Source organism: Spirulina sp. 06S082, assembly GCF_034932145.1.
Lineage (GTDB): Bacteria > Cyanobacteriota > Cyanobacteriia > Cyanobacteriales > Spirulinaceae > CCY15215.
Window position 1 is genome coordinate 19,393 of record NZ_JAYGHV010000005.1, and the last position, 26,017, is coordinate 45,409.

The 26,017-nt window shown below is 44.7% G+C and carries 19 protein-coding genes; 10 read left to right on the forward strand and 9 right to left on the reverse strand.

Features of this window, described 5'->3' with window-relative positions; all coding sequences use genetic code 11:
- Window positions 1-2: 2 nt before the first annotated feature.
- The 6 genes from VB714_RS01145 to VB714_RS01170 all read right to left on the reverse strand — a co-directional run bounded on the left by VB714_RS01145 (window position 3) and on the right by VB714_RS01170 (window position 7,984).
- The gene (locus VB714_RS01145; protein ID WP_323220321.1) at window positions 3-629 is read right to left on the reverse strand and encodes a restriction endonuclease subunit R; all 627 of its coding nucleotides are present in this window, start codon (window positions 627-629) and stop codon (window positions 3-5) included.
- Between the two features lie 14 nt (window positions 630-643).
- Complete coding sequence (locus VB714_RS01150) at window positions 644-3,499, reverse strand: DUF1156 domain-containing protein (RefSeq protein ID WP_323220323.1); 2,856 nt, start codon at window positions 3,497-3,499, stop codon at window positions 644-646.
- Window positions 3,477-3,776, reverse strand: coding sequence for a hypothetical protein (locus VB714_RS01155; protein ID WP_323220325.1), 300 nt, complete (start codon window positions 3,774-3,776; stop codon window positions 3,477-3,479). Before VB714_RS01155 ends, VB714_RS01150 begins: the two co-directional genes overlap by 23 nt.
- 34 nt (window positions 3,777-3,810) lie before the next feature.
- Window positions 3,811-5,979, reverse strand: a complete 2,169-nt coding sequence (locus VB714_RS01160; protein ID WP_323220327.1) for a helicase-related protein — start codon at window positions 5,977-5,979, stop codon at window positions 3,811-3,813.
- Window positions 5,980-6,000: 21 nt separating this feature from the next.
- The gene (locus tag VB714_RS01165; protein ID WP_323220329.1) at window positions 6,001-7,233 is read right to left on the reverse strand and encodes a DEAD/DEAH box helicase; all 1,233 of its coding nucleotides are present in this window, start codon (window positions 7,231-7,233) and stop codon (window positions 6,001-6,003) included.
- A 67-nt stretch (window positions 7,234-7,300) separates the two neighbouring features.
- Window positions 7,301-7,984, reverse strand: a complete 684-nt coding sequence (locus VB714_RS01170; RefSeq protein ID WP_323220331.1) for a DUF2834 domain-containing protein — start codon at window positions 7,982-7,984, stop codon at window positions 7,301-7,303.
- A gap of 57 nt (window positions 7,985-8,041) precedes the next feature.
- On the opposite strand from VB714_RS01170, the gene lipB reads away from it, so the two are divergent.
- The 8 genes from lipB to VB714_RS01210 all read left to right on the forward strand — a co-directional run bounded on the left by lipB (window position 8,042) and on the right by VB714_RS01210 (window position 16,757).
- The gene (gene lipB, locus VB714_RS01175; protein WP_323220333.1) at window positions 8,042-8,683 is read left to right on the forward strand and encodes a lipoyl(octanoyl) transferase LipB; all 642 of its coding nucleotides are present in this window, start codon (window positions 8,042-8,044) and stop codon (window positions 8,681-8,683) included.
- 119 nt (window positions 8,684-8,802) lie between these two features.
- The gene (locus VB714_RS01180; RefSeq protein WP_323220335.1) at window positions 8,803-9,429 is read left to right on the forward strand and encodes a Uma2 family endonuclease; all 627 of its coding nucleotides are present in this window, start codon (window positions 8,803-8,805) and stop codon (window positions 9,427-9,429) included.
- Window positions 9,430-9,553: 124 nt separating this feature from the next.
- Window positions 9,554-10,354 carry an SDR family oxidoreductase gene (locus VB714_RS01185; RefSeq protein WP_323220337.1) on the forward strand — a complete coding sequence of 267 codons (801 nt, stop codon included), beginning with the start codon at window positions 9,554-9,556 and terminating at the stop codon, window positions 10,352-10,354.
- A 142-nt stretch (window positions 10,355-10,496) separates the two neighbouring features.
- Window positions 10,497-13,184, forward strand: coding sequence for an MGH1-like glycoside hydrolase domain-containing protein (locus VB714_RS01190; protein ID WP_323220338.1), 2,688 nt, complete (start codon window positions 10,497-10,499; stop codon window positions 13,182-13,184).
- A gap of 101 nt (window positions 13,185-13,285) precedes the next feature.
- Window positions 13,286-14,311, forward strand: a complete 1,026-nt coding sequence (locus VB714_RS01195; RefSeq protein ID WP_323220341.1) for an agmatinase family protein — start codon at window positions 13,286-13,288, stop codon at window positions 14,309-14,311.
- Between the two features lie 33 nt (window positions 14,312-14,344).
- Window positions 14,345-15,133, forward strand: a complete 789-nt coding sequence (locus tag VB714_RS01200; protein ID WP_323220343.1) for an MIP/aquaporin family protein — start codon at window positions 14,345-14,347, stop codon at window positions 15,131-15,133.
- 103 nt (window positions 15,134-15,236) lie between these two features.
- On the forward strand, window positions 15,237-15,893 hold the full coding sequence (locus VB714_RS01205; RefSeq protein WP_323220345.1) for a restriction endonuclease subunit R: 657 nt from the start codon (window positions 15,237-15,239) through the stop codon (window positions 15,891-15,893).
- A gap of 57 nt (window positions 15,894-15,950) precedes the next feature.
- On the forward strand, window positions 15,951-16,757 hold the full coding sequence (locus tag VB714_RS01210) for a hypothetical protein (RefSeq protein WP_323220347.1): 807 nt from the start codon (window positions 15,951-15,953) through the stop codon (window positions 16,755-16,757).
- Window positions 16,758-16,837: 80 nt separating this feature from the next.
- Here the strand turns inward: VB714_RS01210 and VB714_RS01215 are convergent, their stop codons facing one another.
- A complete protein-coding gene (locus VB714_RS01215) occupies window positions 16,838-18,970 on the reverse strand; it encodes a CHAT domain-containing protein (RefSeq protein WP_323220349.1) in 2,133 nt (710 codons plus the stop codon).
- A gap of 123 nt (window positions 18,971-19,093) precedes the next feature.
- On the opposite strand from VB714_RS01215, the gene VB714_RS01220 reads away from it, so the two are divergent.
- The gene (locus VB714_RS01220) at window positions 19,094-22,114 is read left to right on the forward strand and encodes a peptidase domain-containing ABC transporter (RefSeq protein WP_323220351.1); all 3,021 of its coding nucleotides are present in this window, start codon (window positions 19,094-19,096) and stop codon (window positions 22,112-22,114) included.
- 99 nt (window positions 22,115-22,213) lie between these two features.
- On the forward strand, window positions 22,214-24,028 hold the full coding sequence (locus tag VB714_RS01225) for an aspartate kinase (protein ID WP_323220353.1): 1,815 nt from the start codon (window positions 22,214-22,216) through the stop codon (window positions 24,026-24,028).
- A gap of 10 nt (window positions 24,029-24,038) precedes the next feature.
- On the opposite strand, the gene VB714_RS01230 is transcribed toward VB714_RS01225, so the two are convergent.
- Both VB714_RS01230 and VB714_RS01235 read right to left on the reverse strand, forming a co-directional pair.
- On the reverse strand, window positions 24,039-25,001 hold the full coding sequence (locus VB714_RS01230) for a pentapeptide repeat-containing protein (protein WP_323220355.1): 963 nt from the start codon (window positions 24,999-25,001) through the stop codon (window positions 24,039-24,041).
- 5 nt (window positions 25,002-25,006) lie between these two features.
- Window positions 25,007-25,975, reverse strand: a complete 969-nt coding sequence (locus VB714_RS01235; RefSeq protein WP_416309573.1) for a stage II sporulation protein M — start codon at window positions 25,973-25,975, stop codon at window positions 25,007-25,009.
- Window positions 25,976-26,017 lie beyond the last annotated feature (42 nt).

The window sequence follows — 26,017 nt, forward strand, 5'->3', positions numbered from 1 at the left end:
GACTAATGCCTCATCCCTAATTTTTTCAAGATTTGTAGGACGCGATAGAGGCCGTTCTGATGATTGCGGAGGGTGAACTCATCCGAGAGAGTATAGGTGAAGTGGGTAGCGGTGGGAATGAGTTTGATGAAGATAAAGTTTGCGCCGTTGGTGAGGACACCATAGGTCGGTTGTGTGGTGGCGTTGGGGGCTGCGAGGAGGTAGGACAGGAGTTGCGATCGCCCCACTTCTAAAGAAAATGCGGCTTGTTTTGATTCGATCGCTAACACCCAAAGGGATTCCCACAGGACTAACACATCTAGATTACCCGTAACCCTCAGTTCTCCGTCTTGTGCGGCGATCGCGGTAGAGGCTTCGGATTGAATGCGGAAGGGGGGCAGGAAAAACCCGGCCATATCCAGCAGGGGAGACAGTACCACCAGTTTAACGGTATTTTCGAGCAGGGGAGGATAGCGGAGCAAGTAGGTATAGCTGGCTTTGATGCGATCGCACCGCTCCTGCTCTGATACGGTTAATTCGGGGAGGTCGTTTTGCCATTCGGGAAAGGCGGCCAGATCGTCGGTGAATTGGAGTTGAAAGTGTTCTTCCAATTCGTAAAGGGGGATGGTGCGGGCGGTTAGGGTTGGCATGATGGGGGGTTGGGTTAATTTCTAATTCGTGCGGGGTCTTCAATGGTGCGTTTCCAACTGGCCAGCAGTTTATCGATCGCCTGTTGTTCTGGTGTCCGGTTTTTACTGCCATTTTCGGCGATCGCCATTTCTCCTTCCAGGGTTATTTCTGGGGTGAGGGCGCGTCCAGCAAGTGCCTGGGCGACAAGGCGCAGTTTTTCGAGGTCGGTATTAGCACTAAGCAAGAAGTTGTCGATCTCTTTGGGATCGTATTCAAGCAACCAGAGCAGACGGTGCAGCACGTCGATTAGGGTGGGGATATGGTTGGGGGTATTTTTTTGGTTAAAGGTTTGGCTGGGGCTAATATCGGGAACACCGAGGCTTTTATCTTGTCCTCGTTGTTGATAATTTTGCAGTTGAATTGTGTTTTTTGTTTTTTCGATGGAGGCATTTTTGCCCTGGGTTAATCCTTCGGGTCCATCGAGTTCGATGCCGACTCCACGGGCGAGGGTATTGGCTTCGTCGAATGGGACGATCGCCTCTCCATATTCGTAGCGGGCGAGGATGTAGTATTGGGTGGGTTTATCAACGCTGGAGATGCCGCGTTTATCGAAGCTCATGATTTCGCTGAGGATGGTTTCGAGGACTTCTTTCTGCACGTCGTCGAGGAAGGTGGTGGCATCGAGTTCGTCACCGTTGGGCAGTTCGACGCGATCGAATTGGGTATATGCTTGCAGTCCTGCGCCAATACAAGCGATGACTAAATCTGCACCGCTTACTCCTTCTTGCATCAGGTCTTTAACCCGTTTCTGCACAATTTCTTTTAGTTGGGGTTGCACTTCGGTGGTGTAGTCGCCGATGGCTTGGTTGGGGCGTTTGCGAGAAATCAGGAAGATGCTGGAGGCTAGGGCGGCAGAGTTTTGTCCGCGTAATCTTGCTCTCATTTCGGTATCTAGTGGCCAGGCTTCGGTAATCATAAATCCGGCACGGCGGAGGGAGTCAATCAGGGTTGACCAGCCGGAGGTAGTTTTATGGGCATAAACGACTGCCATAATGCCATCTGGTTTTAAGACACGATAGGCTTCTTTAAAGGCTTGGTGCATCATCTCTTCGTAGGCTTTAGATGCGGCTTTTTTATCCCCCCCGTGGCGTGTGGGTTCCATGATCGCTTCTTGCTTTTTTGGGGTAAGTTTGGCGGTGAAATGTTCGGGGTAAAGATGACCGACGGAACGCTTTAACCACACATAAAAGAAATCGGATAAATCGGCGTAGGGAACTGAATCGAAGTAGGGTGGATCGGTAATGACAGCATCAAGAAGTTCTGCATCTAACGGATTCGCCATTGCTGAAGTTCGATAGACTTGAGCAGGACAGCCATTATCACTTTCTCGTTCAAGAAATGAATTGATCCAACCTAGTGCATTATTTACATTTCCTGAAGCGTTGCCCAAAGGATTATTTTCGGCAAAATCCCAAACCATTGGTAATGCTTGACGTGAAAATGTATTAGAAGACATATCTCGCAAATTATCCCATCTGCAAATCGTACTTCCTCGATCTGTTAATCTATTACACAAAATCCCCAAATAAGTAGAAATTGCTTTGGCAAAATCTTCCTCATAGTCTTGCTGCACCAGTTCATCATGTGCCAATCGTACCCACTTCACAAACGTCATTAACGCCAACAACTGACGCGGCGTGAATAACTTTTCAAAAGTATTTAATCCATAGAGGGGCGCATTAAAAACACCCGACCATTCTTTAACAGGCTCATCTGGAGTTGTTAAACCTGTTTCCTGACACAACTTTTCTAACCGTCCTAAAATCGCCTTGTCATCCGGAATATATTTCTGATAATCCGTCGCGGAAAGATAGGTTTTCCCCTTCTTCCCCGGAGTTGTGCAAACGATCGCCATCATTTGCTGACCAATACGACCCGCTTTCCCTTCATCTTGAATATAGGGCTTACTTTTGATCGTCGTCCCACAATGATGACAAGTCGAACTTCCCCGCGAACTCCCCAAAGCCGGATTGAACCCCAAATCCTTCGCAGTCGTCGCCTCCACCACCTTAAACTCAACCCGCTTCGTCTCGTGATTCGGAATCACCCGTAACGCCACATATTTCTTACTCTTTTTACAGAGCCAAGTTTGCCGCAACAACGGCACATCCGCCCCACAACTGGGGTTAGGACACTGCACCGTCCGCGTCCAGAGATAAGCAACCGGGGTAAGAGTCTCCTGAAAAGCCAAACCCAACTGCTGCGGCTTCTGCTCCAATAACTCCAACTGCTCAGAATTTTGTGTGAGAGCCTCCCCTACTTGAATCGAAGGATAGAGATCGCCAATCTCACTTTTTACCCGCTCAATCACCCAATTCCCCCAGGTTTCCACCTCCGTCGCCAACTTGCTCCCGTACTTCTGGGGATAAACCAACGTACATAACTCAATAATGTGAGCTACAGGATTGAGATCGATCGCATAAGTCTCGCAGCCCAACCGTAACGCCTCCAAAGGAATCGCACCCCCTCCCGCGAACATATCCAACACCTTCGGCGGCGGTACATCCCCTAACGGCGTATCTTGCGGCAAATTCAGGCGATCGCGCTGTGCCTCCAAAATTGCCAGACGTGCCTTCTTAATCTGGTCTTTCCCCGCTTTCCACTGGCACAAATCAATCATCTGCTTTGTGTACGCCGTGCGCTTCTGGTGGTTTGTGGGAGCCGCCACCAACGCCGCAAACACAGCAGCCCGCGCCGCCACCAAAGGCCGCCGCGCCCACCAGAGATGTAAGGTAGAGATATGCCCCTTCCGGATCGACTTCTCCCGCGCCGCTTCCTTGGAAATTTCCTTGATGGGAATGTAATCTTCAATCAGTCGGCGATCGTCCATAGTTCTTGGGGTTAGGGGTTGGGGGTGAGGTAATTAAATTGTTCTTCTTATCTCGAGTTAGACATTTGTGAACATTTTGGGTTAGGGCGATCGCAGCATGGATAATCTCATCCTCCGTTGTTAAAGCGTTTAAAAAATCAGGGTCTACCGTAGTCTCTAAAGCGCGTTGACCCTGACGATACTGATAATTGAGGAAAGCCCGCGCAATGTCCTGATGCAATATGTCTAGATTCTCATCATCCGTATATGTAGAGATTGTCCTTCCTTTTCTCATCATCCTTTGATTTTTTGATTGATATGAGTTACAGAAATTATAGGACATTATCCCGACAATAATGAGCCAGAGATTCCCCATTGACCAGATAGCGCGTCACATCCTGCACCTCCTGCACCTGATTTGCAAACACCCCCACCGGATTTTGGATTGTCAATAACTCCAGTTCAGTCCCCCGACAATTCCAGACCACATAGAGCCAGTACGACTCCCCCAACTGCTGCGCCTTGCGCCATTCATTGCGGGTTAAAGATACCCCCTGGCCAGACTGGGCGCGGCCTTTCACCTCAATCCGTCGTAAAGGTTGCTCTTGAGTTGTAGTATCCATCGCTCCTAAACTGCGAATATCAAAGCCACTGCCATCCCGTAACTGACTGATATCCTCCGGAGTCCAACCGCGATCGCGCTCATACTGCATCACATAGGCCATGGCGATCGCCTCCACTTCAGGATCATTCCGCATTCCCTCTCTTGTCACCGGAGCAGGACAGACCAACGCCGTCCCCAAATATGTCACCCGTCCAGGACGCAAAATCTTGAGATAATCCAATTCTTTCCTTTTCATTTGTAACCGTTCTTGCAGCGATCGCACCTTATTTTGCGCCTTATCTCGGGCAATGCGAAAACTCTCATCCCCCTTGGCCACCTTAGCCGCTAAGTTCATTTGAGTGCGCTGGGAAGCCTTAATTGTCTCCGTCATAGCCTTGTCTAAATATTCCCGCCGAATAGATAGCTCCCGTTGACGCTTTTCGCGCTCCTCCTTGATCAGAGCGAACTGTACATTAACCTTCAGCCAGTTTTCGACCTGTTTTTGTACTGCAACGGTAGGCGATCGCAACGGACAATCTAAGTGGGAAGCATTGGCAAAATCATGAAGACAGTCCGAAGAAATTAATTTTAGCTCCTCATCCCATTGAGCCACGGCACATAAGCGAATGCGAACCTCCTGCTCCTGACCGCGAAGGGATTGACCCGCCACCGCCACGGTAAAAAAGTGAATGCGGTAGGGTTCCAAAGTATCTGCATCCACAAACAGCGCCGAACGATATCCCACGGTTTCCGCCAGGTGACGATCCAAGCGTTCCGCGATCGCCGCAAACAAAGGATGACCCGGCGACATAAACTCAGCATCGGCGTGTTTGGCGGTATCTAGCTTCTCTTTATAAAACGTTAGCTTGGGATAGGTCTTCTCAATTGCCCCTAACCGTCGTACTGCTTCCAGGTGAGGCGATCGAAACTCTTCTTTGAGGTAGGATACCCGCCATAACCCATCGGCTCGCACATCCAAATTTACCCCCTGATAGTCGCAGGCTCTCCGGAAAAACTCCTCCACATAGCGCGGCATCAAGCGATGCTCTTCGGAACGATAATCTTCTCGCTTGGTTCGCTGTACCTGTTCCAAGTCTACATGGGACGTGGCCAAGGCCACCCCAGTTGCCTTTTGCAATTCTTCCAATCGGGTCGGATCGAGACGCTCAATAGACTCTTTGACAATCCCCTCCTCCTCGGATCCGTAGGTGGCATCCTTGAGCATTTCCTCAAAATTAATGCCATTTAGCTGCAAAAGCTGGCCAATTACATCGAATACTTTATCCCCCATAGCCTTGCGAATTTCTTCCAGCTTCGTTAACAGTTTTTCCAGAACCCGTCCCTCCACCGTTGAGATCGCTGCGAAGTTAAAAATATACACGGCACTGGGTTGACCGATCCGGTGAATCCGTCCCATTCGTTGCTCTAACCGATTTGGGTTCCAGGGTAAATCATAGTTGATCATCAAGCGACAGAACTGAAGATTAATCCCTTCTCCTGCGGCTTCTGTGGCTAAACAGATTTGTCGGTTGTACTGAAAATCGCGCCTGGCTTCTTTGCGTTGATGAACATTCATACCGCCATGAATTTCGCACACCGTGTAGCCCCAATCTTCTAAGTTCTGCCGTAGATAGTTCAAGGTGTCCCGATGTTCGGTAAAGATTAACAACCGCCCGGATTCTTGCTGCAGTTCATCAAATTCACTGCCTTTGAGACAATCTCGCAGAGCATTGAGTTTGGCTTCTTCTCCTAGGGCAATGGTGGCGTGGGCTTTGTCTACTAAGCGATTTAAGACGACCAATTCATCTTGAATATCGGCAATATGTTCGGCAACGGTGGAGTCGGCGATCGCATCATCAAGTTCATCGTCGTCGTAATCATCGCTGGCTTGCTCCACATCAAAAATTGTTCACATTTCTCACAATCGCTGCTGTTGCTCTCCAGGAGTTAACTCTCGCAATTCTTCCAGCAGGTCTCTAAACCGTTTCTGCCGCCTTTGCCGGGAACTGGAAATTGCGTTTAAACTGCTGGCCAAACGTCGTTGTAAGACGGTTCGTGCTAATGCGACTACTGCTTTTTTTCGTCCTTTGGTCTTCCCCAGATATTTGTTAATGTAGCGGGTCACTTCATCGTAAAGACTTTGCTCTGGTATCGTTAGCTCAAAGGGGACGGTACGGGCATGACGTTCTTTAAAGAGCTTCTGTCCTTGAAAATCTCGGAGTTCTTCTTTAATACGACGCAGAAACCAGGGGCTATCTTTGAGTTTTAAGACTTCGGGATTGACCTCATTGGAGATGAACAGATCGGGATCGAGCAACCGCAGAAAATTATGAAATTGATCCACATCTCCTTGGTGAGGTGTTGCGGTCAACAGGAGCAGGCGATCGCTATTTTGAGACAATTCCTCTGCTAACCGATAGCGACCGGTTCGCCGTAAATCATCCCCTTGGGTTTTAGCTGAACACTTGTGAGCTTCATCAATGATGGTCAAGTCCCAATCTACTTGGAGAATGCCTGGCATGATATCATCGCGCTTGGCGAAGTCAATTGAAGTAATACATTGCCGAAATCGTTCCCAGGGATTGCCCGCGAGTTGCTGTTTAACTAACCCAGAATTGACGATCTCAAAGGTTTCTGCAAATTTGCTTTTGAGTTCATCTTGCCATTGGATGGTCAAGGGTGCCGGGGTTAGAATCAGAATGCGATCGATCGCATGACGCAGTTTCAACTCTTTCAGGAGTAACCCTGCCATAATCGTTTTGCCTGCCCCTGGATCGTCGGCTAAGAGAAACCGCAAACGCACCTGGGGCAAAATCCGCTCATACACAGCTTCCAATTGGTGGGGTAAGGGTCGCACTCCGCTCAAACTTACGGCAAAATGGGGATCGTATTCAAAGGCAGTTTTGATCCGGATCGACTCCATGAACAAGAAAAACGAGTCTGCATCCACGAGGGTATCGGCGATCGCTTCTTGCTGTGTCAGAAGTTCTTCCACTTGCGATCGTTCTAAGATCGCATCCCTTGTCTCTCCTGCTGATGTTTGCACTCTCATCAAAATCGTGCCGTCAATGTCTTCTACTGACTCGACTGTAACTACTCCCGTAAATTGGTCGGGCAGTGAAATACGTTTACCTGGTAGCTTGTCCAGCATGACATTACTTGTTCTCAAGACAATACAATTCTTTCATGGTAATTTAAGTCCGTGAAAAAAGATTGGGTTAAGACTCTGGTGCAATGGGGTTTCCTGTCACAATTTTGTTTGTTTCTTCTTCTTGAGGCAAGGGAGGTCGAAAACTGAGATAAAGTAATGTTCCTAAGAGAGGGACAAAAGAGATTAGCCAAAAGATGAGAGAATTTTTGCCACCTCGCTTTTTCATATCATCCCCCAAAATAGCCGGAAAGAGGAGAGATAACAGGCAAAAGTCAAGACTCATCACATGAATAAATCGACTGGTTTGCCATTGCTGGATAAAGTCCCCCCAATCTCCAGAGACTATAGCATAAGCAATTAAAACACTGGCGCTGAGAGTGAGTGAGATTCCCAACCAGCGAGAATCAAAAATTTTCAGGATAAAGTCTTTTTTTCCCTTAAAATCAGGGTTGGTTTGTCGGAGAGCAAAATAAGGCAGGAGGGCAAATGCACCTAATCCAAAAGAGGCGATCGCAAAGGGATAAGCGCGAATTTTCTGCCCTCTTCCATCGGCGAGAATAAGGGCAGTATAGGCGATAGGCAAAATCCCCATAATGTTAAATAAAGCAACAATAATCGGGTTAATGCCTTGCCAATTACCTGTCGAAAGATTGATAATTAAATCGAGGGTGTCTGGGCGATCGGGGGGTGCGAAGAGAAACGCATAAGCGATAAATCCCAGCCAGAGTAAACCAAAACTAATTTTTCTCATTTTTGTTTTCCCGTAGGGGTTTGGTCTCCAAACCCAACAATACCCAATAATAGAAAAATGCGCCAATGTTACGTTAAATTACAAGATTTAGTTCCCTATCAAGTCGCTTGGGAACAGCAGCGATCGCTGGTGGCAGAACGATTGCTAAATCCAGAACTTGATGATGTACTATTATTATTAGAACATCCTCCTGTTTATACTTTGGGAACCGGAAGCAGCGAGGACTTTTTAAAATTCGATCCTCAAGAGAGTAAATGGGAACTCTATCGCACGGAACGAGGGGGGGAAGTAACCTATCATTGTCCTGGGCAACTGGTTGCTTATCCTATTCTAAATCTACACTATTATCGACAAGATTTACATTGGTATTTGCGTCAGTTAGAAGAGGTAATTATTCGCGTTGTGGCTCAATATGGACTGGAAGGAAAACGCATTTCAGGGTTAACTGGAGTTTGGATAAAAGGGTATAAAGTCGCGGCGATCGCCATTAAAGTTAAGCGCTGGATTACTATGCACGGTTTTGCTTTAAATGTTTGTCCCGATCTAGAAGGATTTTCGCGCATTGTTCCTTGTGGAATTCCAGATAAACCCGTTGGTAGTTTATCTCAATTTCTCCCCGATCTTCAAGTTGAAACTGTTCGACAAGATATTTTAATCGCCTTTGCTGAAGTTTTTGGAGTAGATTTAATACACAAATAGTTTGAGTGCATTTCAAAATTGAATGGACTTGCTATAATTATCAAACAAGTAGGACGATTGTTCCACGGGCAGTTTTCTCCTGTTAACTATAATAAAAATCGCCTCGCCAATTTTACCCCATGAAAATCACCCTCGATATTCCCGCGATCGAACTGGAAAAATTAGTCGCCCCATCTCTTATTGAACCGCGCGTTTCTCTCAGAAATATATCTTGGCAACAATACGAAACCCTCGTGACAACCCTTTCCCCTTGTCCGATATTGCGCCTTAGTTACAACGCGGGGAATTTAGAAATCATGACCAACTCCTCCGAACATGAAAGCATTAGAAGCATTATTGGAAGACTGCTCGAAATCTATGCCTTAGAACGCGATATCGACCTCTACAGTTATGGTTCTACCACCTTTTGTAACCCAGACGCAGCCCGAGGCTTAGAAGCCGATGAAAGCTATTGTTTAGGAGAACGGCGAGAAGTCCCCGATCTGGCCATTGAAGTCGTTATCAGCAGTGGTGGAGTTGATAAGCTGGATATCTATAAAGGGTTGGGAGTACAAGAAGTTTGGTTTTGGCAAGAAAATTGTTTTACCTTATACCAATTAATTGATACGACAATCGGTTATCAAGAAATTCAACGCAGCCAACTCCTCCCCGATCTCGACCTCGATCGCCTAACCCAATTTATCGATCCTACCCAAGAACCGCAAATGATTCGCGCCTATCATCAAACATTACGAGATAATCTTTGAAAGATTCTGGCGATCGCCACCCTAAGTAAAAGTGAAAAAAACAATTTTTGCCTAGAGACAAAAGCCAAAATCGCCATTATCATAAAATCGAGCCATCATTACCGACTAATCCAATCCACAAATCATGCCAAGTTTAGCAGGCCAAGTTGCCCTCATTACGGGATCGAGTTCCGGCATTGGTTCAGCCGTTGCCAAGTGCATCGCTGCAGCCGGTGCAAAAGTCGTTATCAACTACTCTCGCAGCGCTAAAGGTGCCGATGCAGTCGTTGATGAAATTAAAGCCGAAGGTGGAGAGGCGATCGCGCTACAAGCCGATGTCAGCCAAGAAGAACAAGTGCTGGCCATGTTTGCGAAAATGTTAGAAGCCTACGGGACCATCGACATTCTCGTTAATAATGCCGGCTTACAACGAGATTTTAACCTCGTCGATATGAGCCTTGATGATTGGAATAAGGTAATCAGTGTGAATCTAACGGGACAATTCCTCTGTTCTCGGGAAGCCGTCAAAGAATTCCTGCGTCGCGGTGTTGTCCCCGATCGCTCCGTCGCAGCAGGTAAAATCATCTGCATGAGTTCCGTGCATGAGGTCATCCCTTGGGCAGGTCATTGCAACTATGCCGCCTCGAAAGGAGGAGTCAGCCTGTTAATGAAAAGCATGGCACAGGAACTCGCCCCCAAGAAAATTCGCATCAATAGCATTGCCCCTGGTGCGATCCAAACCTCCATCAACAATGAAGCCTGGGAAACCCCCGAAGCCCTCGAATCTCTGCTAACCCTCATTCCCTACAAGCGTATCGGCGTTCCCGACGATATCGGTAAAGCCGCAGTTTGGCTTGCTTCCGACGATTCCGACTACGTTCAAGGTGCAACCCTCTTCGTTGATGGTGGCATGACCCTCTACCCCGGTTTTGAATCAGGAGGCTGATCGAAAAACTGGTGAATGAAGGCAATTCTTAAATTTGTTTAACTTTTGGGTGTTTGTTATAACAGGATTGCCATATTGGTAAAAATCAGTAAAAACCTTTCAGCATAAAAAAGGGTTGGGAGACCAAACCCCTACTATTACCATGAACTCAGAAGAACTCCGACTCGAAGAAGACCGCACCAAAAAAACCGCTTGGAAAAAATGGGGACCTTACCTCAGCGAACGACAATGGGGCACCGTGCGGGAGGATTATAGTGCTACAGGGGAAGCCTGGGACTATTTCACCCATGACCAAGCGCGATCGCGTACCTACCGTTGGGGAGAAGATGGCATCGGAGGCATTTCCGATGACAAACAGCAATTATGTTTCGCGATCGCCCTTTGGAATGGCAAAGATCCAATTCTCAAAGAACGCATTTTTGGCTTAACGGGAAGTCAAGGCAATCATGGGGAAGATGTAAAAGAATATTACTTTTATCTGGATAGTACCCCCACCCATTCCTACATGAAATTCCTCTATAAATATCCCCAATCTGAATATCCTTACGGTTGGTTGGTGGAGGAAAATCAACGGCGTATGGGGATGGACAAACGCGGGGGAATGGAATTTGAATTGTTAGATACGGGAGTATTTGACGAAAACCGTTATTTTGATGTTTTTGTTGAATATGTTAAAGCAGATTCAGAAGATATTCTCATCAAAATTAGCGTTAGCAATCGCGGGGACGAAGCAGCAACTTTACACCTCCTTCCTACCCTTTGGTTTCGCAATACTTGGGCATGGGATCGAGAAAATACCCAGAAACCCACGTTAGCCCAAAAATCGACAAACTCAAATTATAGTTGCGTTGAAAGCAATCATCCTGTTTTAGGCAATGGCTGTTTTTATGCTCAAGGAGATGCCACGCTTTTGTTTACAGAAAATGAAACCAATAATGAGCGTTTGTTTCATGTTGCCAATACAACGCCTTATGTTAAAGATGGCATTAATAATTATGTCGTCCACGGTCAAAAGGATGCTGTAAATCCCGATGGAACAGGGACAAAAGTTTCCCCCCACTATATCTTAGAAGTTGGCGCAGGACAAACCCAAGTTGTTAATTTGCGTCTGAAAGATAGCGCCAATTCTAGCGAACCTTTTGGCACTGAATTCGAGCAAATTTTTGCCACTCGCAAACAAGAAGCTGATGAGTTTTACACGGATATTGCCCCGAAAGATATCGATGGCGATCGCCGCAATATTCAGCGTCAAGCCTTTGCGGGGATGATGTGGAGCAAGCAGTTTTATAATTACAATATTCGGAATTGGTTAAAAGGCGATCCCGATACCCCTCCCCCCCCTGAACAACGCAAAAAAGGACGTAATAGTACTTGGACTCACTTGGAAAATGAAGATATTATCTCTATGCCGGATAAGTGGGAATATCCTTGGTTTGCCGCATGGGATTTAGCCTTTCATTGTTTGCCTATTTCCCTCATCGATCCCGAATTTGCGAAATATCAACTCGATGTTATGACACGGGAATGGTATATGCACCCCAACGGACAAATGCCTGCTTATGAATGGAATTTTGGGGATGTGAATCCTCCCGTTCATGCTTGGGCAACTTGGCGGGTTTATCAAATCGATCGCAAGAAAACAGGTAAAGGCGATCGCGCTTTTCTGGAACGAGTTTTTCAAAAGCTATTGTTGAACTTTACTTGGTGGGTAAACCGCAAAGATCAGGGGGATAATAATGTTTTTGAAGGCGGATTTTTAGGGTTAGATAATATTGGGGTTTTCGATCGCAGTTCTCCCTTACCCACGGGGGGTTATATCGAACAGTCCGACGGCACCAGTTGGATGGCCATGTATTGTTTGAATATGCTGACAATTGCCCTCGAATTAGCGATAGAAAACTCAGTTTATGAGGACATGGCAACGAAATTTTTTGAGCATTTCCTCTATATTGCCGAGGCCATGAATCAGATCGGTGGGGATAATACTCAACTTTGGGATCCCGAAGATGGGTTCTTTTACGACGTTCTTAATTTACCCGATGGCGGCGATGTACACTTAAAAGTGCGATCGATGGTGGGATTGATTCCACTTTACGCCGTAATGACCATCGAACCCGAATTGCTCAATCAACTTTCCGGTTTCAAAGAACGCTTAGAATGGTTCATCGAGAATCGCGACGATCTTAAGTGTAATGTTGCCAATATGGCAGAATTGGGAGCGCACGAACGACGTTTGTTGGCTCTCGCTCAAGTGACCAGAGGGGATTATGTGTCTGGCGATCGCTTCCGTTGCATTATTAGCAAACTCCTTGACGAGAGTGAGTTTTTTGGCGATTACGGCATTCGGGCGCTTTCTCGCTATCATGCAGACGATCCCTATAATTTCTATGTTGGCGGCCAGGATTATCGGGTAGATTATGAACCCGCAGAGTCCAGTACAGGGTTATTCGGTGGGAATTCCAACTGGCGCGGCCCGGTGTGGATGCCTGTGAATTACCTGTTGATTGAATCCTTACAAAAGTTCCATCATTATCTCGGCGACGATTTTAAGGTGGAATGTCCCACGGGTTCTGGAAATTGGCTCACGCTTTGGGAGGTTGCAACGGAAATGTCCGAACGTTTGATTCGCATTTTCACCAAAGATGAATCGGGTCGTCGTCCTCTTTACGGCGCGACAGAAAAGTTCCAAAACGACCCCTACTGGAAAGATTTAATTCTTTTTAACGAATACTTTCATGGGGATAATGGTGCGGGAATTGGTGCTAATCATCAAACGGGATGGACGGGGTTAATTGCGAAGTTAATTCAACAAACGGGAGAATACAGCTAAAGAATTAAAGGATAAAGAAAGAAGGATGTATTTTTTTTTCTTTCTTTCTTTCTTTCTTTCTAGAACTTTAATAATATGTAAATCCAACCGAATGATTATCCATGTATCTCGATCCGAATGATATTAGCCCCTTCAATGGCAACTTTTTTGGTCTTCCCTCAAATATTGAAAAAGCAAATCTTGTTTATTTTCCCGTTCCTTGGGATGTTACCACCTCTTATGGAGAAGGAACAGCAGAGGGTCCGCAAGCCATTTTAGAGGCTTCTTATGAACCCGAATGGTATGACTTTGACTTTCCCGATATTTGGCAAGTTCCTCGCGGTACTGTACCAATTTCTCAGGAAATTTACCAGAAGAATCAGGAAATGCGATCGCCAGCAAAAAAAGTAATTCAGCATCTCGAAAACGGAGGTAAAATCGACGCTTCTATTATTACTCAGGAATTAAAAGCTGTTAATCAAGCCAGTATTGAATTAAATAATTGGGTCTATCAACATACAAAAACATTCCTCGAACAAAATAAACTTATTGCCTTAATTGGAGGCGATCATAGCGTCCCTTTAGGCTATATGCAAGCCCTTGCAGAAAAATATTCCAGCTATTGTATTTTGCAAATTGACGCTCATGCAGACTTGCGAAACGGGTATGAAGGCTTTATTTATTCCCATGCTTCGATTATGTATCATGCCTTGCAAATTCCGAATATTAATCGCTTAGTTCAAGTGGGAATTCGCGATGTTTGTCAAGCTGAAATTGCACGCATTCAACAAGATAAAAGAATTATTGCTTTTGATGATTGGCAACTTAAAGATAATGCTTTTTCTGGCATGACTTGGGCAGCACAATGTCAAGAAATCGTGACGCAATTACCCGATCGCGTTTATATAAGTTTTGATATTGATGGCTTGAGTCCAGAACTTTGCCCCCATACTGGAACACCAGTACCGGGAGGATTGCAATTCAATGAAGCCATTTATTTACTGCGAGAAGTGGTTAAAGCTGGGAAAACTATTATTGGTTGCGACCTCTGCGAAGTTGCTCCCGGAAATGATGAATGGGATGGTAATATTGGAGCAAGACTGCTTTACAAACTCTCTAATTTTATGCTTGCTTCTCAAGCAACTTAAGATTTCCGAAAACCCAATCGTTGAGGTGATAGCATGAAAAATAGTCTCAAACTCGAACACTGGCAAGAATACTTGATTGAAGCGATCGCCTTGGGTTTTTTGATGGTTTGTATCGGTATTTATGCGACTATTCTGGAGTCTCCTTCCTCTCCTATACACGAGGCGATCGCATCTCCTCTTTTACGTCGTGTATGTATGGGAATTTGTATTTGTTTTACCCTCATTGGTATCATTTATTCCCCTTGGGGTAAGAAATCAGGAGCCCATACCAATCCTGCTTTTTCTCTCGCTTTATTTCGCCTGCGAAAAATGACAGGAAAAGATGCAATATTTTATGCCGTTTCTCAATTTGTTGGCGGCACTTTGGGGGTATTTCTCATCTCTCAACTCTTAGGAGACCTCTATACTAATCCTCCCATTCAATATACTGTTACAATTCCTAACAATTTAGGCTGGCCGATAGCATTTATTGTAGAATTATGCTTGTCTTTTGGCTTAATGGTCATGGTTCTCTTCTTGATGAATACTCCTAGATTTTACTCGCAAGTTGGTATATTTGTTGGTATTCTCGTCGCTATTTATATTGTGATTGCGGCTCCCATTACAGGGATGAGTATCAACCCAGCACGAACTTTTGCTTCTGCATTACCTGCGGGAATTTGGACGGATATTTGGGTTTATTTTCTGGCTCCACCTTTGGGAATGTTATTGGGTGCAGAACTTTATCTTTACTTGAGTTGCAGGCGTTTAAAGAGTATTTGCGTTAAGTATTGCAAAGAAACTCCGACACGCTGCATTAAACCTAGGCACGAAACAGTTTAAGAATTGGTAATGAGCAAGCGAAAAGAAAGAATGAAGTAAAGTTTAGCAGGGGTGCAAGCATTGCGCCCTCAAATCCTCTACAAATAACAAACAGGAGAAAATTATGGTGCAAACCCTAGCAGCCAAAAACCTAAACCTTTACGATCTCGAAGAAAAATTCAATTTGCAATTGAATGACGATGAAAATTTCTTTCCAGAATCGCGGGAAAATTTGCCCGAACTGAACGATCTCGAAAAACAGACACTAGATGAAGTTCGAGAAAACTTTCGCCATCTGTCTAAATATCCTCCACTTGAAGCCATTGTTAAACTGGTTGTTTTATCTCCTTTACTAAGATTAGCAGGATTTTATCGCCCCCCTTTTTACTTAGTAGCAGAAAAAGAAGTTAAACTCGATATCGAAGAGGAAGATACGAAGATAACGGGAAGATTAGATTTTCTGGTTTTTACGCCTAAATTTTCGGTTCTAGCGGTGGAGACTAAAGGTGCAAAGGCTTCTTTATATGATGGAATTACCCAAGCCTTAACTTATATGTTAGCCGATGCCAATTCTCAAGAGCCATCCTATGGTTTTGTAACTAATGGCCTCGAGTTTCTGTTTTTAAAATTAGTTAACACCTCTCCTCCTCAATATGGAGAATCTAATGGCTATTTATTACGAAATCCAAATGATATTTATCTAGTTTTAAGGATTTTAAAACGATTTGCAAACTTAGTTCAACAAAGAGCGGGAAAAGCGATCGCTAATGGTAATGTATAAATCGATCGCTAGGAGTTATTATGACCTCAATGTAATTTACTTTAGGAATAATTCGCCATGTTTCCGCTTTATTTGTTAGTCGAATCTCACGGAGGAATGATGCACTCCTCTAATCCAATTCTACCAATACTCGCTGTAGTTTTCCCAATACTTCTTGCCTTAATTAATATCTATGTGGGTAAGATGGAATGGCTCAATAAAATTATTCCTGAATTTCGTTGGATTTCCTTGGGTGCTGGTGTTTCGATCGCCTATGTTTTTCTGGATATCCTACCGGAATTAAGTGCTGCACAGATGGAAATTGAAGAGTCGGGTTTGATGTGGCTTACCTTTTTGGAAAAACACGCTTATCTCTTGGCTTTAGTGGGTTTAGCACTCTTTTACGGATTGGAATTATTAGCAGATAATTCGCGAAAAGCGAACTTACAAGCATCCGGAGAAGATTGTACCAGCCAAGGCATTTTTTGGGTACATATCGGTGCATTTGCCTTCTATAATGCGCTCATTGGCGAACTATTGAGCAATACAGAGGAGAAAGGATTAATTCCAGCAATTTTACTATCTATTGCCCTTACTTTACATTTTTTAATCAACGATCGCAGCTTACGAGAACATCATAAAAAGCCTTACGATAAGATTGGTAGATGGGTCTTAGCGGGTGCCTTAATTGTCGGTTGGGTTGTGGGTAGTGCCTTCCATATACCAGAGGCATTTCTTGCTGTATTATGGGGTCTAGTCGCTGGAGGTTTGATTTTAAATGTTTTAAAGGAAGAATTGCCAGATAGCAAAGAAAGTTGTTTCTTATCCTTTACAATGGGTTCAGGAATATATGCCATTTTACTGTTATCTATTCGCGTTCATTAACTGAATGACTTGTTTACAAATCATGTATTTTGTACACTGTGTGACCTATAAATTAATTTTGCAGGCTTTTTCAGCAGACCCTAATTAGACGATGATTGGGGCGATCGCTGCCAAATTTTAATCGTCTGATCTCGTCCTCCACTAATTAAAGTTTCACCATTGGGACTAAAGGAAACAGAAGTCACACCGCGATCGTGCTGTTGAGGAAGCACATACAATTGTTTTCCTGTAATTGTCCATTCAATCAAAGTTTCATCATTACTTCCACTGACTAAAGTTCGTCCATCGGGGTTAAACGCAAGACAAGTAATTGCATCAGAGTGCGATCGCAATGTCTTAGGTAATTCTCCACTATAAATAGACCAGAGTTGAATCGTATTATCTTTCCCTCCACTTGCTAAAATTTGTCCGTCTGAACTAAATGCGATCGCGTAAACTTCGTCAATATGTTCAGATAGCGTGAAAATCGATTTTCCTGTATCAACTCGCCAAATTTTGATAGTTTTATCATAACTGCAACTCGCCAAAATTCGAGCATCTTGTGGATGAAAGGCAATACAAGTAACTTTATCAGAATGTCCGATAAGTTTAATCATTTCTTGTCCGGTTTCTAGATTCCACAATTTTATATCTTGGTTATCATTTGCTGCTAAAATCTTTCCATCTGGACTAAACTCTAGTCCATCAAAGCCAAAAACATCTAAAAAATTGGAAAAAGGAGTTTTAGAGAAAGTATAAATTGGCTTTTCTTCTCCCAGTTTCCAAACCATAATTTTATATTGTTTACAAGCAGCGATCGTGCGAGTATCGGGACTAATTGCCACAGAAGTAAACCAGAGATCGACAATACCTGGAATAGATATTTTTTTTGTATTTTCCCAAGTTTTCATTTCCCAAATTTTTAGATTTTCACTACCTCCACTGATAAAATAAGGATTCTCTAATTTAGGGCTAAATGCAACCTTAAGTCCATAACGCATTGTGACACCTTCCGAGAAGTTTGCCATAAATTCAGCCGCATTGGTGAGAAAAGGAATTCCCGTTTTCCAAGGAAATCCATCTGCGAGATAGTATCGATCGGTCGCACTAGCAATCTGTTGAAAAGGTGGAGGAGGAGTTCCATGTACGATTTCTTCCCATGTTGGAGGAATTTCCAGAGATTTCTGGTAAATAATTGGTAGCCAAGTTGCACCAGGAATATCTTTTTCTATCGCTTCTAGTTGCGATCGCGCTTGACGAACTGCTAAATATAAAGGTTCTCCTTGCGAATATGCTTGTAGGAAATATTCTAAAAATAATTGCGCGATTCGATCGGTTACAGGTTCGCGCATAATGATAATTTGGGGAATATTTAATTCAGCTAAATATTCAGCTAATTTTAAGCCATCACAAGAGTTGAAAATCGCTAGTTGTAAACCGCGATCGCCAATTTTTTTCAAACTATTTCTGAGTTCTTCGATAGGTAACTTATCTTGGGGGTTAAGATAAATTATTCCTGATTCATTTTTGCCTATACTATGACCTGCAAAAAAGAGAATATCCCAATCTTTTTCCCATAATTTAGCGCTAAATTGCTGGCGATCGGGTTCGAGCAGAAATTCGGGTTCGGCTTGCTCTAAACTTTCGATAATGTTCTTATCTTTATTCGTATCAATTCCTGTTTTATCTCCCAAAATCGATAAAATTCTAACTTTATTTTGTCCTGTTCTTGGAGTTCCTCGATCGCTATTTTCGATTTCTGGAGGACTTAAAGCAATTTCTGCTTTGGGAAAGCGATCGCGAAACAAGTCCCATTCTTGCCAAGGAAGTTTTTTTAGTACCTCATTTTGGGTTTGAATGAACACAAAAATTTCATCTTCAGGTTCCAAGCGATCGCAGAGTGTTTCTCGCAACCGTTGAAATTTAAGATTTGTGCTAGACTTCAGCCAAGTTTGAAAATCTCTTTTTAATTGTTTGGCAAGATCGTAACATTCTTGATGAACATTCTCTGGAGAAACAGTTCGTCCTATTCTTCCTCGAAAAATATTAGGGAGTAGTTGATAGGTATTGAACCAATTTTGATACGCGATGGGGATTTGTGAATTCGGGGGTAATTCGCAATCGATCTCGACATCTATAAAAGAAGCGCGATCGGGAGAAGCAATTTTTAAAGTTACATCAAATCCGCGATCGAAGTCTCCTTGACTAATTTTTAGAAAAACAAATCTTTGCATTTTTAATTTCTCTGTTGATAATTAATATTTTTGGCTCGATCGCCAAATCCCCATCATTCATTACTAGATTTTACCGTCCCGATTCTGTATCCTGAGATTGACTTGCAATGTAGGGGCTTCTGCATGAGCTACACTGTCACTGATATTAATGCTTTTCTTAAGCAACATACCCCCTTCGATCGCCTGCCCGAGTTGGTATTGGCGGAATTAGCTGGTGGAATGCGCTTTCTGCGCTACCGTATGGGACAAACGATCCTTTTGCGGGATAAACTGCCGCAAAATGTTGTTTTGCTTTACGAAGGACAAGCGCGGCTGTTGGGTTACGATCCCACCACTAAAATGCCCCTGACCCTCAAATTATTAGAAGTGGGAGAAGCGATCGGTTGGACGGGAATTTTGCGGGGACTCCCCTGCGAAACCGCGATCGCCTCCACAGAAACCATCTGTCTCACCCTCGAAGCGAAACAATTTTTACTCCTCCTCAAAGAATATCGCCCCTTTGCAGAATATTTTCAACAAACCGTTTCTGTCGCCGAAATCTTCGATCTCCTCGCTAACCAAAATTTTATTCAAGTTCAAGGTACCCAAGACCTCAAATATCTCTCCCAAAGCGCCCAAGAAAGCGTACAACTGTGCAATTTACCCCCCGGACGGACATCAGTTAGCAATCCCCTCCTACAGCCCCTGCAAGACCCAAATTTGCTCTGGTTAGTTAGTGGTGGGGGAGTCATTGAAAATTCTCCCACTGGCGAACCCTTACAATTGCTAGAAAATCAGCGCTTCATTCAAGTTCAAGGTAAATTTCCCGCCCGTTTACTCGGTTTTCTGCGGGCAGATTTAACCAGTCAACCCAAAATAAAAACCAGAGAAACAGAAGCAGTTTCCTCCTCCGATACTACAGATTCGACAACCGAAACTCTTGCCACAGTTATCCCCTACGCCCCAGAAGTTCGCGAAAGCAACTTGGACTTAGAAACAACAACAAATCGAAAGCAGATTAAGTACCCTCACATTCGTGGCAGTGGCGAACTCGATGGAACCGTGGCTTGTTTCCAAATGCTGTGCCTCTACTACAATGTACCCTTTCGTCGAGAAGTGATTCGCCGAGTCTTGTCCCAGCAGATCGATCGCCAAGGGAGTTTATCCCTGTACCATTTGGGTGCAGTGACGGAACTGTTGGGGTTAAACGCCCAAATGGTGAACGTTCCCGCCGCGACAATTACCCGCTTACAACCTCCTGTTTTAGTACGCTGGCAAGAAAGTTGGGCTATTTTATACGAAATTGGCGATCGCCAACTCACAATTGGCTCCCCAGAAATGGGCATCCTACGCCGCAAACCCGCCGATTTTATCGAATCTTGGGAGAAATTCGGTCAAGTTCTCCTCGTTCAACCCACCAAAGAAACCCCTAAAAAACGTTTTGGTCTTTCTTGGTTCGTTCCAGTTCTCTTGCGCTATAAAGGAGTTCTCGTCGAGGTTTTAATCGCCTCATTTCTCGTGCAGCTTTTTGGTTTAGCCAACCCTCTCATTATCCAAATTATTATTGATAAAGTGATCGTGCAGAATAGTGCCGATACTTTACAGATTTTGGGCATATTTCTCCTCGCCGTCGCCATTTTTGAAGCAATTCTCAGCACCGTTCGCACCTATCTTTTTGTAGATACGACAAATCGCATCGATATGACCTTGGGATCGGAGATTATCGATCATTTATTACGCTTACCTTTGCGCTACTTCGATCGCCGTCCCGTGGGGGAACTCTCCAGTCGCGTCAACGAGTTAGAAAATATTCGTTCTTTTCTCACAGGAACTGCATTAACTGTAGTCTTAGATTCGGTCTTTTCCGTGGTTTATATCGCCGTGATGGTCATTTATAGCTGGCGATTAACCCTCGTAACTTTAGCCGTTATTCCTGTCTTTATCCTCATTACCTTGCTCTTTTCTCCCATCGTTCGCCAGCAGTTACGAACCAAAGCCGAACGCAATGCCGAAACTCAATCTCATTTGGTTGAAGTAATGTCGGGAATTCAAACTGTTAAGGCACAAAACATCGAACTGCGATCGCGTTGGCGCTGGCAAGAATTATACGCCCGTTATGTTTCCGCAGGCTTCAAAACCGTACAAACTTCCACTCTTGCCAATTCTAGCAGTAATTTTTTAAACAAATTTTCGGGTTTATTAGTATTATGGGTCGGTGCGTATTTAGTTCTCCAACAAGAGTTAACTTTAGGTCAGTTAATTGCGTTTAGAATTATCGCCAGTTACGTCACTAGCCCCTTATTGCGTCTCGCACAACTCTGGCAAAACTTCCAAGAAGTCGGACTTTCTTTAGAACGCTTGGGAGACATTATCGATACACCCCAAGAAGCAGAAGAAGATAAAGGTAATATTCCCATGCCTGCAATTACTGGTCATGTCAAATATGAAAATGTTTCTTTCCGTTTTAAACCCAATACTCCCTTACAATTAGTGAATGTGAGTGTGGAAATTCCCGCCGGAAAATTTGTCGGCGTTGTTGGCAAAAGTGGTGCGGGAAAAAGTACCCTCACGAAACTATTAGTTCGACTGTATGAAATCGAATCAGGGCGCATTTTTATCGATGGTTACGATGTCGCTAAAGTAGAATTATATTCCGTGCGGCGACAAATTGGAGTTGTTCCTCAAGACCCTTTACTCTTTGACGGCACCATCCAAGAAAATATTGCCATGAATAATCCAGAAGCATCCAGCGAAGAGATTATCGAAGCCGCAAAAGTAGCCGCCGCCCACGAGTTTGTCATGGGTTTACCAAGCGGTTATAATACGCGAGTGGGAGAAAAAGGTGCATCTCTTTCTGGGGGACAGCGCCAACGGATTGCGATCGCCAGAACAGTGCTGCAACGTCCGGCTTTATTGGTTTTAGATGAAGCAACCAGCGCCTTGGATTATCCCACCGAACAACAAGTTTGCACCAATTTAGCGCAAGAATTTGGCGATCGCACGGTTTTCTTTATTACCCATCGTCTCGGCACGATTCAACATTCTGATATTATTTTAATGATGGATTCTGGGGCAGTCGTAGAACAAGGAGATCATGCAGAATTAATGGCATTGCAAGGCCGCTATTTTGCCCTCTATCAACAACAAGATGTTAAGAATCTCTAAACATTTTTGCATCAAATCAATCCCCATCAAAAATAAAAGTAATGCGATCGCCCAGATCGAGAGTTACAATATAAAGCGCTTTCACTCAAACCTGAAATCATGGCGTTAATCGTCCAAAAATTTGGCGGCACCTCGGTAGGTTCCGTCGATCGCATTCAAGCCGTCGCCCAACGCATTTGCAAAACGACCCAACAAGGACACTCCGTTGTAGCCGTCGTCTCGGCAATGGGCAAAACCACCGATATGCTTGTAGGACTGGCAAACCAGGTCTCTAGCAGCCCCTGTCGTCGGGAAATGGATATGCTCCTCTCCACCGGGGAACAAGTCTCTATTGCCCTCCTCAGCATGGCTCTGCAAGAATGCGGACAGCCCGCTATTTCTTTAACTGGGGCGCAAGTGGGTATCGTTACCGAAACCGATCATAGTCGCGCCCGCATTTTGGACATTAAAACCGATCGCCTGCAACGCCATCTCCAAGAAGGAAAGGCGATCGTTGTTGCTGGTTTTCAGGGCATTAGTAAAAGCCAAGATTTGGAAATTACCACCCTAGGACGCGGTGGATCCGATACCTCCGCCGTCGCCCTTGCTGCCGCCCTCAACGCCGATCGCTGCGAAATTTATACCGATGTCCCAGGCATCCTCACTACAGACCCCCGCCTTGTCCCAGACGCGCAGTTAATGCCGGAAATTACCTGCGATGAAATGCTGGAACTGGCCAGTTTAGGGGCAAAAGTTCTCCATCCTCGCGCCGTAGAACTGGCTCGCAATTATAGCATTCCCCTCCTTGTCCTCTCCAGTTGGAGCGATACCCCTGGCACCCTCGTCATTCCTCCCCCCAAACAAGGGCGATCGCTACAAAATTTGGAAATTAATAAAGCCGTGGACGGGGTAGAATTTGATAAAGATCAAGCCAAAATTGCCCTCCTGCGAGTCCCCGATCGCCCCGGCATTGCCGCCAAACTCTTCGGAGAAATCGCCCGCCACAGCGTTGATGTAGACCTGATTATCCAATCCATCCACGAAGGCAACACCAACGATATCGCCTTCACCACCACCAAAAATGACCTGAAACCTGCCGAAGCCGTTGCCGAGGCGATCGCACCTATCCTGCGCTTTGACAATAGCCCTCACTCTACAGAAGCGGAAGTCTTCATCGATCGCAATATTGCCAAGGTAGCCATCATTGGAGCCGGCATGATCGGTCGTCCTGGGATCGCCGCCAAAATGTTCTCTACTCTAGCTGATGCAGGGGTAAATATCAATATGATTTCCACCTCAGAAGTGCAAGTGAGTTGTACCATTCGCGACGAAGATTGCGAAAAGGCGATCGCTGCCCTCTGTAGTGCCTTTGAAGTTAGCTCTTCCTCCATCGCCGCCGCCCCCAAAGCCCCTCTTGATGCCAACGCCCCTCCCGTCCGAGGGGTTGCCATCGACCGATCGCAAGCGCGTTTGGGAATTCGTCATATCCCCGATCGCCCCGGTATGGCGGCGCAAATTTTCGCTCTCCTCGCACAACATCGCATCAGTGTCGATACCATCGTTCAATCTCAACGCTGTCAGGTTATTGGCGGGTTTGCCAGTCGGGATATTGCTTGTACCATCGCCCGTGCCGATGCGCCGGAAGCCGAAAAAATTCTCACCAATGTTGCTTTAGATTGGGGATTAGGTGAAATTGCGATCGATACGGATATTGCAAAAGTGAGTATTGTGGGCGCGGGAATGATCGGTCATCCAGGAGTTGCTGCGAAAATGTTTGCCGCCCTCGCCCGAGAACAAATTAATATTCAAATGATCGCCACTTCAGAGATTAAAATTACTTGTGTTGTCGCCGAAAGTGAAGGCGTTAAAGCCTTGAAAATCGTTCACGAAGCCTTCGATCTGGGAGGGGAAGGACGGACTGAAATTCCGGCTTAGAAATATTATCTTAATTCTGCAATTCCCCACGACGGCCGCATCCTTGGTCTGAAATCGATGCACCTCTTCCTCCTTGAGAAGTATAGGCATTCGGCAAACGCGATCGACAAAAAATGACTGTTCCCAATTCTACTGCTGTTAAATCGGCATTGCGTAAATCCGATTGAAAGACATTAGCATTTCGCAGATCCGCATAAGCAAGATCGGCATTTCTGAGATCGCTATCCCGAATATTCGCCTCTCGCAGATTAACTCGTCTTAAACCGGCACGTTGTAAATTTGTTGCATTAATTTGGGTTTCTCGCAAATTAGCACCCCCTAAATTAGCACTAGTTAATGTGGTTTGTAACATAATCGCTCGAATTAAAGAAGAATAGCGCAGATTCGCACCAGAAAAATTAGCTTGTGTAAGATCGGTTAAACTCAAATTGGCATTATTAACCTGACTGTTTTTTAAATTTGCATTACTAAGATTGGCTTTTCTCAAATTAGCTTCAATTAAATTGGTGCGAGAAAGATCGCTCTGAGAAAGGTCGGTTTCGCTCAGATCGGCTTGAGCGAGATTGGCATTGCGAAAATTAGAACTATTTAATTTAGCTGCTGTCAATATTGCCATTCTCAAATCCGAATTGCTCAAATCTGCATTACTGAGAATTGCTTTAGCAAAAATTGTTCTATTAATGAGAGAAAAGCGCAAATCTGCCCCTTCTAAATTAGCCAATGTGAAATTAGCTGCCGTTAAATCTGCCCGACTGAGATCGGTTCTGCTCAAATTCGCTTTAATTAAATTAGACCCCTGAATTCTCGCACTTCTCAAATCTAAACCACTGAGATCCGCCTCGCTGAGATCGCAATTTTGACAGATTTTTGTTTCTTTTAATTGGGCGACATGATCGGGATTTTCTCCTCGGGCAGGGGTTGCAACGACAAGAGAAACTAGAAGAGAAAATATTGTTAGTATTTTATATTTCATCGGTTTTAATTAACGGGTGACTGGAGATCGTTTCTCCGACGACAATAAGTAACTAATAGAATAAAAATAATTCCTCCTGTGAGATACTTGAGAGAATCGGGGATAACAGGATTAGGAGAGAAAAAGCCTTCAATCAATCCAGCAATTACTAATAAGACAATGATACCAAAAACGAGTTGAGCCGCTTGGGTTCCATAATATTTAAGAGCATCAATGCGTTTATATTTTCCAGGAAAAACGATCGCGCGGGCAATCAGCAGTCCGGCACCACCTGCTAGGAAAATTGCGGGAAGTTCTAATGCACCGTGAGGCAGTACAAATGCCCAAAAAGGATAGGCTAAACCATTTTGACCGACAAGGGTGGCGATCGCGCCAATTAAAAGACCGTTAAGGGCGAGAATATAAATAGTAAAAAGACCTGCGGTTACGCCCCCTGCAACTGCGCTAAAAGATACTCTAATATTATTAATCATAATGTTAGTCGAAGCAAGGGGCTCTATCCCCAAAATCGATCCCATCCAAAGTTTGCCATCCCGCACTGTTTCGATCAATCGTTCTGGCACCATTAAACTCATAAAAACCGGATCTTGCCAAGCAAACCACCAGGCGATCAGTCCCATCCCCAAAAAAATTGCCGTCGCAAGGGCAGTATAGGCACGAGTTTTCTGCACGATCGCCGGAAACCCCCAAAGAATAAAATCCCGCACCGACTGCCATTCCTGGTGGCGCGATCCTTGGTAAATTTGACTGTAACCTCGGGCAGTGAGAGTTTGTAAGTTTTGAATGAGGCGATCGCCGACACGGTGAGTTCTGGCCCGCGCTAAGTCCCCAGAAACAGACCGATACAAACTGGCTAATTCGCGAATCTCCAAGGCACTTAAAGATTTTAACCCACGTTTCTCGATTTGTCTTAATAACGCATCCAAGCGCTTCCAGTTGGCTTCTCGTCTAGCAATCCATCGTTTAAGATTCAATACAAAATCCTCCTGATTCACAAACTTTGCTTTAACATAACC

Excerpts from the sequence above, each read along its gene's own strand:
- VB714_RS01145 (WP_323220321.1), bottom strand. The coding sequence starts at position 629 with ATGCCAACCCTAACCGCCCGCACCATCCCCCTTTACGAATTGGAAGAA.
- VB714_RS01150 (WP_323220323.1), bottom strand. The coding sequence starts at position 3,499 with ATGGACGATCGCCGACTGATTGAAGATTACATTCCCATCAAGGAAATT.
- VB714_RS01155 (WP_323220325.1), bottom strand. The coding sequence starts at position 3,776 with ATGATGAGAAAAGGAAGGACAATCTCTACATATACGGATGATGAGAAT.
- VB714_RS01165 (WP_323220329.1), bottom strand. The coding sequence starts at position 7,233 with ATGCTGGACAAGCTACCAGGTAAACGTATTTCACTGCCCGACCAATTT.
- VB714_RS01170 (WP_323220331.1), bottom strand. The coding sequence starts at position 7,984 with ATGAGAAAAATTAGTTTTGGTTTACTCTGGCTGGGATTTATCGCTTAT.
- lipB (WP_323220333.1), top strand. The coding sequence starts at position 8,042 with ATGCGCCAATGTTACGTTAAATTACAAGATTTAGTTCCCTATCAAGTC.
- VB714_RS01180 (WP_323220335.1), top strand. The coding sequence starts at position 8,803 with ATGAAAATCACCCTCGATATTCCCGCGATCGAACTGGAAAAATTAGTC.
- VB714_RS01185 (WP_323220337.1), top strand. The coding sequence starts at position 9,554 with ATGCCAAGTTTAGCAGGCCAAGTTGCCCTCATTACGGGATCGAGTTCC.
- VB714_RS01190 (WP_323220338.1), top strand. The coding sequence starts at position 10,497 with ATGAACTCAGAAGAACTCCGACTCGAAGAAGACCGCACCAAAAAAACC.
- VB714_RS01195 (WP_323220341.1), top strand. The coding sequence starts at position 13,286 with ATGTATCTCGATCCGAATGATATTAGCCCCTTCAATGGCAACTTTTTT.
- VB714_RS01200 (WP_323220343.1), top strand. The coding sequence starts at position 14,345 with ATGAAAAATAGTCTCAAACTCGAACACTGGCAAGAATACTTGATTGAA.
- VB714_RS01205 (WP_323220345.1), top strand. The coding sequence starts at position 15,237 with ATGGTGCAAACCCTAGCAGCCAAAAACCTAAACCTTTACGATCTCGAA.
- VB714_RS01210 (WP_323220347.1), top strand. The coding sequence starts at position 15,951 with ATGTTTCCGCTTTATTTGTTAGTCGAATCTCACGGAGGAATGATGCAC.
- VB714_RS01215 (WP_323220349.1), bottom strand. The coding sequence starts at position 18,970 with ATGCAAAGATTTGTTTTTCTAAAAATTAGTCAAGGAGACTTCGATCGC.
- VB714_RS01220 (WP_323220351.1), top strand. The coding sequence starts at position 19,094 with ATGAGCTACACTGTCACTGATATTAATGCTTTTCTTAAGCAACATACC.
- VB714_RS01225 (WP_323220353.1), top strand. The coding sequence starts at position 22,214 with ATGGCGTTAATCGTCCAAAAATTTGGCGGCACCTCGGTAGGTTCCGTC.
- VB714_RS01230 (WP_323220355.1), bottom strand. The coding sequence starts at position 25,001 with ATGAAATATAAAATACTAACAATATTTTCTCTTCTAGTTTCTCTTGTC.